This window comes from Hymenobacter sp. BRD128, from assembly GCF_013256625.1.
Lineage (GTDB): Bacteria > Bacteroidota > Bacteroidia > Cytophagales > Hymenobacteraceae > Hymenobacter.
In genome coordinates this window covers 1012062-1024644 of sequence record NZ_CP053908.1, presented here as the reverse complement: position 1 = coordinate 1024644, position 12583 = coordinate 1012062, and the positions used below count along the sequence as shown (strand labels likewise).

Annotated in this window: 15 protein-coding genes; 12 read left to right on the top strand and 3 right to left on the bottom strand. The window is 63.2% G+C overall.

The features are described 5' to 3' along the window. Nucleotides 1-708, bottom strand: a complete 708-nt coding sequence (locus GKZ68_RS04600; RefSeq protein ID WP_173111209.1) for a hypothetical protein — start codon at nt 706-708, stop codon at nt 1-3. Nucleotides 709-982: 274 nt separating this feature from the next. Here GKZ68_RS04600 and GKZ68_RS04595 point away from each other — a divergent pair, with 274 nt between their 5' ends. From GKZ68_RS04595 to GKZ68_RS04585, 3 genes are read left to right on the top strand one after another with little or no spacing between them, the layout of a single operon-like run. After that, on the top strand, nt 983-1396 hold the full coding sequence (locus tag GKZ68_RS04595) for a 6-carboxytetrahydropterin synthase (RefSeq protein ID WP_173111206.1): 414 nt from the start codon (nt 983-985) through the stop codon (nt 1394-1396). Continuing rightward, a complete protein-coding gene (folE, locus tag GKZ68_RS04590; RefSeq protein WP_173111203.1) occupies nt 1386-2066 on the top strand; it encodes a GTP cyclohydrolase I FolE in 681 nt (226 codons plus the stop codon). The genes GKZ68_RS04595 and folE overlap by 11 nt, the downstream gene beginning before the upstream one ends. Before the next feature lie 58 nt (nt 2067-2124). Continuing rightward, nucleotides 2125-3045 carry a TIGR01777 family oxidoreductase gene (locus GKZ68_RS04585; RefSeq protein WP_173111200.1) on the top strand — a complete coding sequence of 307 codons (921 nt, stop codon included), beginning with the start codon at nt 2125-2127 and terminating at the stop codon, nt 3043-3045. A gap of 7 nt (nt 3046-3052) precedes the next feature. Here GKZ68_RS04585 and GKZ68_RS04580 read toward each other — a convergent pair whose 3' ends face one another. Then, nucleotides 3053-3562: an HAD-IIIA family hydrolase gene (locus GKZ68_RS04580; protein WP_173111197.1), complete on the bottom strand. Its 510-nt coding sequence runs from the start codon at nt 3560-3562 to the stop codon at nt 3053-3055. Between the two features lie 22 nt (nt 3563-3584). On the opposite strand from GKZ68_RS04580, the gene hemG reads away from it, so the two are divergent. The 8 genes from hemG (at nt 3585) to GKZ68_RS04540 (ending at nt 11207) form a co-directional block, all read left to right on the top strand. Next, complete coding sequence (gene hemG, locus GKZ68_RS04575) at nt 3585-4916, top strand: protoporphyrinogen oxidase (RefSeq protein WP_173111194.1); 1332 nt, start codon at nt 3585-3587, stop codon at nt 4914-4916. 96 nt (nt 4917-5012) lie between these two features. Then, nucleotides 5013-5798 carry a polyprenol monophosphomannose synthase gene (locus GKZ68_RS04570; protein WP_173111192.1) on the top strand — a complete coding sequence of 262 codons (786 nt, stop codon included), beginning with the start codon at nt 5013-5015 and terminating at the stop codon, nt 5796-5798. 66 nt (nt 5799-5864) lie between these two features. Beyond that, nucleotides 5865-6827 (top strand): TerC family protein, encoded by a 963-nt coding sequence (locus GKZ68_RS04565; RefSeq protein WP_173111189.1) that lies wholly within the window; start codon nt 5865-5867, stop codon nt 6825-6827. Nucleotides 6828-6878: 51 nt separating this feature from the next. Next, nucleotides 6879-7835, top strand: coding sequence for an L-histidine N(alpha)-methyltransferase (gene egtD, locus GKZ68_RS04560; RefSeq protein ID WP_173111186.1), 957 nt, complete (start codon nt 6879-6881; stop codon nt 7833-7835). A gap of 86 nt (nt 7836-7921) precedes the next feature. Continuing rightward, on the top strand, nt 7922-9328 hold the full coding sequence (locus GKZ68_RS04555; RefSeq protein ID WP_254244165.1) for an MATE family efflux transporter: 1407 nt from the start codon (nt 7922-7924) through the stop codon (nt 9326-9328). A gap of 106 nt (nt 9329-9434) precedes the next feature. Further along, nucleotides 9435-9998 carry a DUF922 domain-containing protein gene (locus tag GKZ68_RS04550; RefSeq protein WP_173111183.1) on the top strand — a complete coding sequence of 188 codons (564 nt, stop codon included), beginning with the start codon at nt 9435-9437 and terminating at the stop codon, nt 9996-9998. 88 nt (nt 9999-10086) lie between these two features. Next, nucleotides 10087-10419 carry a tRNA-binding protein gene (locus GKZ68_RS04545; RefSeq protein WP_173111180.1) on the top strand — a complete coding sequence of 111 codons (333 nt, stop codon included), beginning with the start codon at nt 10087-10089 and terminating at the stop codon, nt 10417-10419. A 36-nt stretch (nt 10420-10455) separates the two neighbouring features. Then, nucleotides 10456-11207 (top strand): IS5 family transposase gene (locus tag GKZ68_RS04540; protein ID WP_217275360.1). Its coding sequence is split into 2 segments (ribosomal slippage): nt 10456-10788 and nt 10791-11207, totalling 750 coding nucleotides; the frame shifts between segments, so codons are not numbered across the junction. Nucleotides 11208-11227: 20 nt separating this feature from the next. Here GKZ68_RS04540 and GKZ68_RS04535 read toward each other — a convergent pair. Further along, nucleotides 11228-11614 (bottom strand): DUF4296 domain-containing protein, encoded by a 387-nt coding sequence (locus GKZ68_RS04535; protein ID WP_173111178.1) that lies wholly within the window; start codon nt 11612-11614, stop codon nt 11228-11230. A gap of 48 nt (nt 11615-11662) precedes the next feature. Here GKZ68_RS04535 and GKZ68_RS04530 point away from each other — a divergent pair, with 48 nt between their 5' ends. Next, complete coding sequence (locus GKZ68_RS04530) at nt 11663-12577, top strand: DUF58 domain-containing protein (protein ID WP_173111175.1); 915 nt, start codon at nt 11663-11665, stop codon at nt 12575-12577. Nucleotides 12578-12583 lie beyond the last annotated feature (6 nt).

Below are 12583 nucleotides of genomic sequence, written 5' to 3'. Positions count from 1 at the left end.
TTATTCAATTTTGCTCATGCGCTCTTTCACGGCCTCCAGGGCCACGCGCATGTTCACAATGTCGGCGCGGGCAGCTTCCTGCTCCTTCAGGTTCGAGTCAACCTGATTGTTAAGCTGCTGCAATTCAGCAGCATTGGCAGCCAGCTGCTGCTGAATTTCGAGCTTACGGGCCTTGTTGCGCTCAATATCTTTCTTAATGGCATCGGCCTTGCCGATAACGGCCATGTGGTTGTTTTGCGAGGTCACCAGCGCCTTTTCGGCATCGGTAATCTGCGCCACGAGGTCTTCGCGGTACATCGAGCGGGCAAAGTCCTTCAGGTATTTTTCAGCGGCTTTCCACTGCGTCGGGGTCGAAGCCTGGCCCAGGTAGGCGTTGCCTAGGTCGATGCTCCACCACACGCCCGTGCCGGTGGGCAGGGCATCGACGCGGCTGATAACCCGCACCGGCGTGGGCGAAACATCCGGAATCGTCACGCCGTCCATCGTGATAATGCCTTTGTTGTTCTTCACCTTGCCCGGAAATTGCTCGTTTAGCTGCTTAATCCAGGACGTTTCCACCCGCTTGTTGTCGAGCTGCAGGCTAACCCGCTGGCCTTTGCGCGGAATATTGTTGATATTCTGGTCGGCTTCATCCACCGGCGAGCGCTGGGCTGATGCGTGTAAAGCCCCTAGCAATAGCAAAAAAAGAAGTAGAACGTTTCGTTTCATCGGGTAAAAAAAGATAAGTAGAAGAAGTAAAAACGAAAGAAGTGAACTCAGTATGGTTCTCTCACCGCCCAAATTTAAGCACTTTATCGCAACTGTGTGAGGTGAAAACGCATTTTTTTCGCTGAGTTAATTTTTTATGCGTTAAGTACAACGGCGACCGAAAAAGAAGCGAGCCAAAGACCGAGAAAGTATTACTTTTTTTATTTGTTAAATCCAACAAGCTGCTTACCTGGCGCCGGCTCAACAAAAGCCGATGCCAGCGGTTTTAACCCCCATGCCTCAGCTCACTATCTGCCGCTCCGAACACTTCAACGCGGCCCACCGCCTGCACAATCCGGCCTGGGATGCGACGCGCAACCAGCAGGTGTTTGGCAAGTGCAACAACCCCAACTACCACGGCCACAATTATAACCTGACCGTGCGTCTGACCGGCGACATAGACCCTGATACGGGCTACGTCTTTGACCTGAAGCAGCTGAGCGACATCATCAAAACCCAGGTGCTCAATCGTTTTGACCACCGCAATCTCAACCTCGATACGGAGGATTTTCGGGAGCTTAACCCCACGGCCGAGAACATTGCCGTCGTCATTTGGCGGCGGCTGCGGGCGGCGCTGCCGGCCGCACTGACGCTGGCCGTGACGCTCCACGAAACCGACCGTAATTTTGTGGATTACTATGGAGAATAATTTTGCCGGGCCGCCTGCCGACCACCCTAGCGGGCGCCACCCCGACGCCCACTTGCCCGCTGGCCTGCGCACACCCCTGCGCCCCGACGCCTTTGCCCGCCCCGACGAGGAAAAAATTGGGGCCATCAGCGGCCACTTTCGGGCTATTATGCAGGAGCTGGGCCTCGACCTGACCGACGATAGCCTGGCCGGCACGCCCCAGCGCGTGGCTAAAATGTTTGTGCAAGAATGGTTTAAGGGCCTTAACCCCGAGCACCGGCCCGAGGTACGGCTGTTCGAAAACCGCTACCAGTACCAGCAACTGCTGGTGGAGCGCGACATCACGCTGTTTTCGTGCTGTGAGCACCATTTTGTGCCCATCATTGGCAAGGCCCACGTGGCGTACCTACCTGGTAAGCACGTGGTTGGCCTTAGCAAGCTCAACCGCGTGGTGCAGTACTACGCCCGCCGGCCGCAGGTACAGGAGCGCCTCACGCGGCAGGTGGCCGAGCACCTGCGCCAGAGCCTGGGGACCGACGACGTGGCCGTGCTTATCGAGGCCGACCACCTGTGCGTAATGAGCCGGGGCGTGAACGACACCAGCAGCTCGACGATTACGAGCGAGTACGGGGGCAAATTTTTAGCAGACAGCAATTTGCGCAATGAATTTTTGCGCCAGATTGGGAAATAAGGAGCCCGGGTAACGTAGGTCGGTCGTCAAATCCTAACTATATACGAAGTACGCAGTAATGAAAATTCTCATCACGGGTGGCACGGGCCTGATAGGGCAGCGGCTGGCAGGGCTGCTGATTGATGGCGGCCACGAGGTGGCCCTGCTCACGCGCGACCCGCAGAAGGTTAGTCACTTTCGGCTTTTTGGCTGGGACCCGCAGGGCGGCACCATCGACCCGGCGGCCCTCCCCTACGCCGACTGCGTAGTAAACCTGGCCGGCAGCAGCGTGGCCGAGGGCAAGTGGACGCCCGAGCGCAAGCACGAGATTATTCGCTCGCGCCTCGATGGGCTGGAGTTGCTTTACCGCGAGCTAGCCAAACCCGGCCACCACGTGCAAACGCTGCTATCGGCCTCGGCCATTGGGGTTTATGGCGACCGGGGCGACGAGATGCTGTACGAAGACTCGCCCACGGCGGCGCCGGGTGATGACTTCCTGGCCGACGTGGTGGTGCAGTGGGAGGCGGCGGCCCGGCGCATCAGCGAGCTGGGGCCGCGGGTGGTGCTGCCGCGCATCGGCATCGTGCTCAGCCCCGAAGGCGGGGCGCTGGTGCCCATCGCCAAAACCGTGCGCTACGGCGCCGGTGCCCCGCTAGGGTCGGGCCGGCAGTACATGAGCTGGATTCACCTCGACGACCTGTGCCGCCTGCTGATGCAGATGCTGGAAAGCGCACGGTGGCAGGGCGAATACAACGCCGTGGCCCCCAACCCCGCTACCAATCAAGAATTTACTGAAACGCTGGCCCAGGTAATGCACCGCCCGCTGCTGCTGCCCAAGGTGCCCGCTTTCGGCCTAAAGCTGGCGATGGGCGAGATGAGCGAAATCGTGCTTGGCTCGCAGCGGGTGAGCGCCAACAAAGTGCTGAGCCAGGGCTTTACCTATGAGTACCCGCGCCTGCTGGAGGCGCTAGCCTCGTTCTATGGGGAAGCAGCCACCTAGCATGAGGCTAGCCAGCCGCCAGAATCAACTCGGTAGCTGCCCGTAAATCAGCTACTCGCGGCTCATACGCAACTAGCTCCGAATGGCCCACCAGGATGCCGCGCACCCCCAGCCGGGCGCCGGCCTCTATGTCGCGGGCGCGGTCGCCCACCAGCCAGCAGCGGGCCGGGTCGAGGCGAAAGCGCGCCACGGCTTTTTCGAGCATCCCGGAGTCGGGCTTGCGAAAAATCGACTCGCTGACCGAGGGGTGATTTTCGGAGCAATACAAGGCGTCGAGTTGGTAATCACAGGCTTGCTGCAAAAGCTCGTGGCAGGCCAGCACTTCGGCCCGGGTATAGAGCCCTTTGGCAATACCGGCCTGGTTGGTAACCACAATGAGGTAGTAGCCGGCGGCCTTGAGGCGAGCCAGGCTCTCGGGCACGCCGGGGCAGATGCGGAAGCGGTCGGGCGTCCACACATAATCGCCCATTTCTTCGTTGAGCACGCCGTCGCGGTCCAGAAAAACTGCTTGATTCATGGGGCGAAGGTACTTTTGCCGGATGCGCATTGCCATTCTCGGCGGCGGCCTCACCGGCCTCACGCTGGCTTATTATCTGCAACAAGCGGGCGTCGCCTACGACCTGCTGGAGGCCAGCCCCCGGCCGGGCGGCAACCTGCTCTCGCCCCTAGCACCCGCGGGCTACCAACTCGAAGCCGGCCCCAACTCGCTGCTGCTGAGCGCCGAGCTGGAAGAGCTACTGACCGAGCTGGGGCTAGCCCAGGCTATTCAGGACGCCGCCCCGGTGAGCCAGCACCGCTACGTGCTGCGCGGCGGGCAATACCAGGCGCTGCCGGGCTCGCCACCCGCGCTGCTGGCCAGCAATTTTTTCAGCTTCAAAACCAAGCTGCGGCTGCTGACCGAGCTGCTGCGCCGCCCCGCGCCGCTTGTGCCGGGCGAAACGGTAGCCGCGTTTTTTGCGCGGCACTTTGGGCCGGAGGTGGTGCAATATGCCGTTAATCCTTTCGTGGCGGGCATTTATGCCGGCGACCCGGCAGAACTGCTGCTCTCGCTCACGTTTCCGCAGCTCGCGGCGCTGGAGGCCCAGTACGGCTCGCTGCTGCGCGGGCTGGCCAAAGGACCCAAAACCGGCCGCCGCCGCACCATCACGCTGCGCGGCGGCGTGCAGGCGCTGACCGACGCGCTGGCTGCCCAACTCACGAGCTACCACCCTGGCCAGGAGGTGCAGGCCGTTAGCCGCCTGGCCGATGGCAATTATCAGCTGACAATCAACAACCAACACTCGCCAACCACTTACTCGCACCTGGCCCTGGCGCTGCCTGCCTATGCCGCCGCCAAGCTGCTAGCTCCCCTTTTCCCAGCGGCGGCGGCGGCGCTGGCGGCCGTGCGCTACCCACCCATGACGCTCGTGTACTCGGCCTACGACCGCGCGGCCGTGGCGCACCCCCTAGCCGGGTTTGGGGCGCTGAACCCCAAGGTAGAAGGCACCTATTCGGCCGGCGCTATCTGGACCAGTTCGCTTTTTCCCGACCGGGTGCCGGCCGGGCAGGTGCTCTTTACCAGCTTCGTGGGCGGGGCGCAGTTTGCGCAGCAGGCTCAGGCGCCCGAAACCACGCAGCTCGCGGCGGTGCACCAGGAGCTGAGCCACCTCTACGGCATCAGAGGGGCGCCGCGCTGGCAGGGGCGCTACTACTGGCCCCGGAGCATTCCGCAGTTTGACCAGCACCTGGCCGACGCGCGGGCGGCCGTGGCTCCCCTGGCGGCCGAGGGCATTGTGGCGGCGGCCAACTGGCAGGCCGGCGTGAGCGTGCCCGACTGCGTGAAGCACGCCCGCCGGCTAGCCTTAGAGTTGAGAAAAAAGCAAGCGGAATGAGAAATTACCTTCGGGGTACTTCCTCCTTCCAAATTCTTCCTTCTTAACTCCTATTGGCGCGCAACCCTATTCGTGCGCGCCTTATCTTTGCCTGCGATGAGTAATACGGCCGCCGGATTAGTATTAATTCCGACGTACAACGAGCGGGATAATGTGGAGCTTATTATTCGAGCCGTTTTTGCGCAGCCGAAGAATTTCCACGTCCTGATAATTGACGACGGTTCGCCCGACGGCACGGGCGCGCTTGCGCGCGCCCTGTTGCCGGAGTTTGCCGGGCGGCTTTTTTTGGAGGAGCGGGCTGGTAAGCAGGGCCTGGGCACGGCCTATATTTTCGGCTTTCGCTGGGCGCTGGCGCGGGGCTACGAGTACGTGTTTGAGATGGATGCTGACTTCTCACACAACCCGCAGGACCTGCTGCGCCTGCACGAAGCCTGCGCCGTGCAGGGCTACGACCTGGCCATCGGCTCGCGCTACAGCGACGGTGTGAACGTGGTAAACTGGCCCATGAGCCGGGTGCTGATGTCGTATTTCGCTTCCAAGTACGTGCGCCTTATCACGGGCATGCCCATTCACGATGCCACGGCGGGCTTTAAGTGCTACTCGGCCAGGGTGTTGCGCGCCATCGACCTGAGCCGCATTCACTTCGTGGGCTACGCGTTTCAGATTGAGATGAAGTGGCTAGCCTACCGCCTGGGTTTCCGCATCAAAGAGGTGCCCATCATCTTTACCGACCGCACGCGGGGGCAGTCGAAGATGTCGAAGGGTATCTTTAAGGAGGCGCTGTTTGGGGTGGTGCAGATGAAGGTGAGCAGCTGGATTCACCCGCCGCGCCGCACGGCCGACGAGCCACTGGGCCAGCCGCGCGTGGCGTCGGCGCAGTAGCCGGCCGGCGGTGCCGACCGCCGCGCGGGCTCTTTTTCCGTATCGGATAAAGCAGCTTGCTACCGGATGGAAAACACCCCCCTTTTCTGGATTTTATTTAACTTGTTCGTAATCGGGCTCTTACTGCTCGATTTGCTGGTACTCAACCGCCGCGCCCACGCCGTGAAGCTGGGAGAGGCCTTAGGCTGGAGCGCTTTCTGGATAACGCTTTCGCTAGGCTTCAACTACCTCGTGTACCGCACGATGGGCCACCAGGCGGGCTTGGAGTGGCTGACGGGCTACCTCATTGAGAAGGCGCTGAGCGTGGACAACTTATTTGTGTTCCTGCTCATTTTCACCTACTTCAAGGTGCCGGCCGAGTATCAGCACCGCATTTTATTCTGGGGCGTGCTGGGCGCGCTGGTGCTGCGCGGCGTTTTTATTCTGGCCGGCGGAGCGCTGCTGGCCAAGTTTCATTTTTTGCTGTATGCGCTGGGGGGCTTCCTGGTATACACGGGCGGGCGCATGGCCTTCGGCGGCGACGGCGACCCCGAAATCGACCCCAACAACAACCCGGTGGTGCGGCTGCTGAGCCGGCGCCTGCCCATTACCCGGCACCTCGATGGCGGCAGGTTTTTTACCAAGCGCGACGGCCTGCGCTTTGCCACCCCGCTGCTGGTGGTGCTGGTAATGATAGAAACAACCGACGTGGTATTCGCGGCCGATTCTATCCCGGCCATCCTGGCCGTGTCGCGCAACACGTTTGTGGTCTATACTTCCAACGTGTTTGCTCTGCTCGGTCTGCGGGCGCTGTACTTCGCGCTGGCCAGCCTCATGACACTTTTTCACTACCTGCACTATGGGCTGGCGCTCATTCTGGTATTTATCGGCGGTAAGCTCTTGACGGAGGATATTTTGCGCGTGCGCTTTAACCTGGAGCTACCCATGCCGGTTTCGCTAGGCATCGTGGGCCTGCTGCTGCTGGGCTCGGTCGGCGCTTCCTTGCTGTGGCCCAAACAGCCCACTGAGCCGCCGGCCAGCCCCGACTAGCAGACCGCCCCATCGACGACGCGCCTTGCCTTTTACAAACGCCTACCTATTTTGAATCACCTCGCCGAACACCTGGCCCAGGGCTTTAGCCAAACGCCGAAAACCCTGTCGTCCAAATATTTTTACGATGCCACCGGCAGCCGCCTGTTTCAGCAGATAATGGGCCTGCCCGAGTACTACCCGACCCGCACCGAGCTGGCTATTTTTCAGGAGCAGGGCGCGGCCATAGCGCGGGCGCTGGCGGCCGGCGCGGGGGCTAGCCAGCCGCTGGCCGTGGTAGAACTGGGTGCCGGCGACGGCTTGAAAACCAAGCTGTTGCTGCGCGAACTACTTACCCAACCGGTGGCCCTCACCTACGTACCGGTCGATATTTCGGCTTCGGCTATCGAGGAGCTGGCAGCTTCGCTGCTCGCCGAGCTGCCCGGCCTGCCCACCGAGCCGCTGGCGGCCGAATATTCGGCTGCGCTCACTACCCTAGCCACCCGGCCGGGCGCCAAGGCAGTGCTGTTTCTGGGCTCCAACATCGGCAATTTCACGCCCGACGAGCAGGTAGTTTTCCTGGGCGAGCTGGCCCAGCCCCTCACTCCGGCCGACCGCCTGCTGGTGGGCTTCGACCTGCGCAAGGACCCGCGCCGCATCCACGCGGCGTATGACGACGGGCAGGGCATTACGGCCGAGTTTAACTTCAACCTGCTGCGCCGCCTCAATGCCGAGGCCGGCGCTGATTTTCAGCTCGATGCCTGGCAGCATTTCCCCGATTACGACCCCAGCACCGGGGCCATGCGCTCGTGGCTGGTGAGCCGCCGCGCCCAGACCGTGCGCGTGGCCGCGCTGGCCGGCCAGGCCTTCGACATCGCCGCCTGGGAGGCCATTCACACCGAAAGCTCCTACAAATTCAGTTTGCCCCAGATAGCCGGGCTGGCCGCCGCCGCGGGCCTGCGCGTGGTGGAGGTGTTTCAGGACGCGGCCGCCGACTTTGCCGACGTGGTGCTGGCGGTGGCCGGCTAGGGCCGTAATTTTGTAAAAACCCCCAACGCCGAAACGTCATGCTGCGCTTGTCGAAGCATGACGTTCTTTCTTAAGCCATTATCCTTGTGAAATCCCACCTGCGCCCTACCATCCTGCTCGCCTACCCAGTGGTACTGAGCCAGCTTGGCCACATTCTGGTGAGCGTGTGCGATTCGGTGATGGTGGGGCAGACCGGCAAGCTGCCGCTGGCCGCCGTGAGCGTGGGCGTGAGCCTGACCACCGTACTGATGGTGCTGGGCCTGGGCCTCAGCATGGGCGCGGTGCCGCGCGTGGCCGCCGCCAATGGCCGGGGCGATAACGGGGCGCTGGGCCACCTGCTGGTAGGCACCATCTGGCTCAATACGCTGGTGGGCGTGCTGCTGGCGGGCCTGAGCCAGCTGCTACCCCTGGCCATGCCGCACCTGCACCAGGCGCCCGCAGTGGTGGCCCTAGCCACGCCCTGGGTGCGCGTGGTAGGCCTGTCGCTGCTGCCCCTGATGGTGTTTCAGGGCTTTCGGGAGTGGGCCGAGGGGCTGGGCCTCACGCGCCAGGCCATGCAGCTGTCTATTCTGGGCAACGTGATTAACGCTTTGCTATGCTACGCCTTGATATTCGGCCACTTCGGCGCGCCCGCGATGGGACTGATGGGCGCGGCCTGGGCCACGCTCATTGCCCGCATACTCATGGCGGCGCTCATGGCGCAGTTTGTGCTGCGGGCCGAAAAGCTGCGCGCCAAGCGCCCGGCCGAAGCTGCCACCTGGCTGCGGCCGGGGCTAGCCGAGCTGCGCGGGCAGCTGGCGCTGGGGTTGCCCATTGGCGTGCAGATGATGTTTGAGGTCGGTGCCTTCGCAGCCTCGGCGTTGATGATGGGCTGGCTAGGGGTCACAACTCAGGCCGCTCACCAGATTGCCATCAACGTGGCCTCGGTGACCTACATGGCCGCCAGTGGCATTGCAGCGGCGGCCACCATTCGGGTGGGCAACCTGCGCGGGGCCGGCGACCTGGCCGGGGCGCGGCAGGCGGGCTTTGCCGCCTACTGGCTGGCCTTCGCGTTCATGGGGACGATGGGGCTGCTGCTGGTAATTTTCCGGCACCTCATTCCCACTTTCTACAATACCGACCCGGCCGTGGTGGCCCAAGCGGCTACGCTGCTGGCCATCGCGGCGGGCTTTCAGATTTCGGATGGCCTGCAAGTGGTGGGTCTGGGCGCGCTGCGCGGGCTGGAAGACGTGAAAGTACCCTCGGTGGTGGCGCTGCTGGCCTACTGGGCGGTGGCGCTGCCGCTGGGCTACGGCCTGGGCTTTGGGCTGAAGCTGGGCGCGCCGGGCATCTGGCTAGGCTTGCTCACGGGCCTGAGCGTGGTGGCGGGCGTGCTGCTGCTGCGCTTCCGGCGCCAGAGTGCGCCCGGCGAGCGGCCGCCCGGCCTGGAAAGTCCGACGCAAAAACTCACCGAGGCCGAAGAATTGGTGGTGCTGGGCCAGCCGGCCGGCTAGCCGGCGGAACTCAGAGCAGGCGCTTGGTTGTCCGGTTAGTAGCCGGCGGCTGGCCCATCGGGGCTAGCGCGGCCGCTTTATTTCCGACTCACCGCCTTTTTCATTCATGCCTATTTCTTGGTGGAAGGCGCTCGCCTTCCTGCTGCTCGGGGCCGGGCCGGCTGCTGCCCAGCAAGTAAAACTACCGCCCGGCGCCATTCGCTGGTCGGCGAGCCGGCCGCTCGTGGTAGCCGATTTTAAGGGCCGGCCCAAAACCAGCCAGGGCCACGCCGCCCTTACCTCGGCCAACATTAACACCGGTGCCACCTGCCGGGGCAACGTATTTGCCGGCACGGCGCAGGCCAGCTTCGACCCCGCCAGCTCGTGGGTACGCGAGCCCGGCAGCATGACGCCCGCCCTGCTGCGCCACGAGCAGCTGCACTTCGATATTGCCGAGGTGTATGCCCGCCGCCTGCGCCAGCAGCTGGCCGCCATGCACACCACCTGCGACCGGCTAGGCGGTACTTTCGACCGCATCAGCCAAGCCGCTTACACGGCCTGGCAGCAGGCCGAAGATGATTACGACCGCGACACCAACCACGGCCTCCAGCACGAGCGCCAAGCCCGATGGGAAACCCAGGTGCACCAGCAATTGCGGGAGCTGGCCGCCTTTGCCGAAAAGGATGCCTAGCGGTGAAGTAGCACGGTGCACGTCTGTCAGTGCTTCGCCGGCTCGTAATGACAGCTACATTTTCTTGCTTACCACTTCACCACTAAGTATGATTTCCTACGCCGAGTTTGAGCGAGTAGATATTCGGGTGGGCACCATTGTGGAGGCGCGCGAATTTCCGCAGGCGCGCCGCCCGGCGTATCAGCTGCTGCTTGATTTTGGCCCCGAAATCGGCCTCAAAAAATCGAGCGCCCAGCTTACGCAGCACTACACGCCGGCCACGCTGCTGGGCCGGCAGGTGCTGGCGGTGGTCAACTTTCCGCCCAAGCAAATCGGGCCATTCCGCTCCGAGGTGCTGGTGCTGGGCGCGCCCGATGCCGCGGGCCACACGGTGCTGGCGGCCGTGGCGGCGCCCGTGCCCAACGGCAGCCGCTTGCACTAGGTTGTACGGACAATTATCTTTGCGTTCGTGAGCAATCTGGATGAAATCAGTGACCGTGCTTGGACCGCTTTGGCCCCACATTTATCGGGCAAAGCGGGCGACGTGGGCCGAACAGGCGTCGATAACCGACTCTTTCTCAACGCCGTGTTCTGGGTGGCGCGCCACGGCTGCGCCTGGCGTGCACTGCCGGCCCGCTTTGGCAAACACGACACGTTGCGCAAACGCAGCCGGCGCTGGGCCCAAAAAGGCATTTGGCAACGCTTGTTCGAAGCCGTGCAGGAACCAGACCTGGATTGGGTGATGCTTGATTCGACCGTGGTGCGGGCCCACGCGCAGGCGGCGGGCAGCCGAAAAAAAGCCGCGTCGGCGACGAAGCCCTCGGCCGCAGCCGCGGCGGGCTGACGACCAAAATCCACGCCCTCGTCGACGCGCTGGGTAACCCGTTGCGCGTGGTGCTCGGTCCCGGCCAGCAAGCCGATTGTCGACGCGTAGCGGAACTGCTGCCGGCCGCTGAGGGTACCAGCAACGTGCTGGCAGACAAAGCCTACGATACGGACGCCGTACTCGCCAGCGTGGCCGCCCTCGGTGCCCAAGCGGTGATTCCCAGCAAAAAGAACCGCCTCGTCCAACGCGTGATTGACCGAAATCTGTACCGCGACCGCAACAAAGTCGAGCGCTTTTTTAGTCGCCTCAAGCAGTTTCGCCGGCTGGCCACGCGCTATGATAAAACGGCCAGCAGCTTCTTAGGAATGGTGCATTTCATCTCAGCACTCTTGTGGCTTCGCTAATTGTCCGTGCAACCTAGAGGCTATTGGTGGCGCGGCAGCGGCGTGGCGCCCATTTTCTTCTCGCGGGCGCTCAGCGAGTCGATAACCGTGGCGTAGATGCCATCCAGGTCCTTGCCGTGCATGGCGTAGTAGCGGTAGCTGCGCTCGAAGCTGGAGTCGGCCGCTTTTAGCCCATGCCGCCACAAAACATCGTCGTGCATGGTTTGAAACAAGGCCCGCGCCGAATCGGCCGCCAGCCGGCTCGACTCGATGCGCGATTCGAGCAGGTGAAATTGTATGAGCAGGCTCGTTATCTCCTCCTTCGACAGCAGGTTGGGCGGGGGCAGCACTTGCTCGGGGCGGGCGCAGCTGGCAGCGGCCAGCACAAGGCCCACCCCCAGGAGTAATAGAGTAAACAGCGATTTCACGCCCAAAAATAACCCCGCGCCGTAGCTTCGTCCTTCACCCCGCCCCGTATGCCGCCCGCCGCTAGCCCTACTTCTGCCCTGCCCGCCAGCCTCACGGCGCTGGTGCGCCGCCTGCGCCACCTCGAAATCAGGATGCGCCAGGCGGTGGAGGCCCAATTGCAGGGCAATTTCGGGTCGGTTTTTCGGGGGAATGGGCTGGAGTTCGACGACGTGCGCCTCTACCAATACGGCGATGAAGTGCGGGCCATCGACTGGGCGGTGAGCAGCAAAGGCCACGGCACCTTCGTAAAAACCTACAAGGAAGAGCGCGAGCAGCAGGTGCTGGTGGCCCTCGACGTGAGCGCCTCGCAGCGCGTGGGCCGGGCGGCGGCTGGCAGCCAGTGCAAGCTCGACCTGGGCCGCGACCTGGCCGGGGTGCTGGCCCTCTCGGCCGCCCGCCAGGACGCGGCGCTGGGCCTGCTGGCTTTTTCCGACCAGAAAGAGCTGTATCTGCCGCCCGCCAAGGGCTTGCGAGCGGCCTATGCGCTGCTCCAACGCCTCTACGGACTGCACCCGGCCTCCCGGCACACGGGCCTGGGCGCGGGCATCCGGCTGCTGCTGGGGCTGGTCAAGCGCCGCAGCCTGGTTATTCTCATCTCCGATTTTATCGACGAAAACTACGAGCGCGAGCTCACCATGCTGGCCCGCCAGCACGACCTGGTGGTGGTGCAGCTGCTGGCCCCGCAAGAAGTGAAGTTTCCGGCGCTGGGTATCGTGCCCCTGCGCGACGCCGAAACCGGCTTGCAGCGCTGGGTCGATACCTCGGCCCCGGCCTTTCAGGCGCAGTACGCGGCCCAGACCCAGGCCCGGCACGAGGCCCTGCGCACGCTTTGCCGCCGCCAGCGCGTGAGCTTACTTACGCTGCGCACCGACGAGGACTTTGTGCCGCAACTAGTGGGGCTGTTTCGGCAGCGGCGCAGCTAACGCAGT

Excerpts from the sequence above, each read along its gene's own strand:
- GKZ68_RS04600 (WP_173111209.1), bottom strand. The coding sequence starts at position 708 with ATGAAACGAAACGTTCTACTTCTTTTTTTGCTATTGCTAGGGGCTTTA.
- GKZ68_RS04595 (WP_173111206.1), top strand. The coding sequence starts at position 983 with ATGCCTCAGCTCACTATCTGCCGCTCCGAACACTTCAACGCGGCCCAC.
- folE (WP_173111203.1), top strand. The coding sequence starts at position 1,386 with ATGGAGAATAATTTTGCCGGGCCGCCTGCCGACCACCCTAGCGGGCGC.
- GKZ68_RS04585 (WP_173111200.1), top strand. The coding sequence starts at position 2,125 with ATGAAAATTCTCATCACGGGTGGCACGGGCCTGATAGGGCAGCGGCTG.
- GKZ68_RS04580 (WP_173111197.1), bottom strand. The coding sequence starts at position 3,562 with ATGAATCAAGCAGTTTTTCTGGACCGCGACGGCGTGCTCAACGAAGAA.
- hemG (WP_173111194.1), top strand. The coding sequence starts at position 3,585 with ATGCGCATTGCCATTCTCGGCGGCGGCCTCACCGGCCTCACGCTGGCT.
- GKZ68_RS04570 (WP_173111192.1), top strand. The coding sequence starts at position 5,013 with ATGAGTAATACGGCCGCCGGATTAGTATTAATTCCGACGTACAACGAG.
- GKZ68_RS04565 (WP_173111189.1), top strand. The coding sequence starts at position 5,865 with ATGGAAAACACCCCCCTTTTCTGGATTTTATTTAACTTGTTCGTAATC.
- GKZ68_RS04550 (WP_173111183.1), top strand. The coding sequence starts at position 9,435 with ATGCCTATTTCTTGGTGGAAGGCGCTCGCCTTCCTGCTGCTCGGGGCC.
- GKZ68_RS04545 (WP_173111180.1), top strand. The coding sequence starts at position 10,087 with ATGATTTCCTACGCCGAGTTTGAGCGAGTAGATATTCGGGTGGGCACC.
- GKZ68_RS04530 (WP_173111175.1), top strand. The coding sequence starts at position 11,663 with ATGCCGCCCGCCGCTAGCCCTACTTCTGCCCTGCCCGCCAGCCTCACG.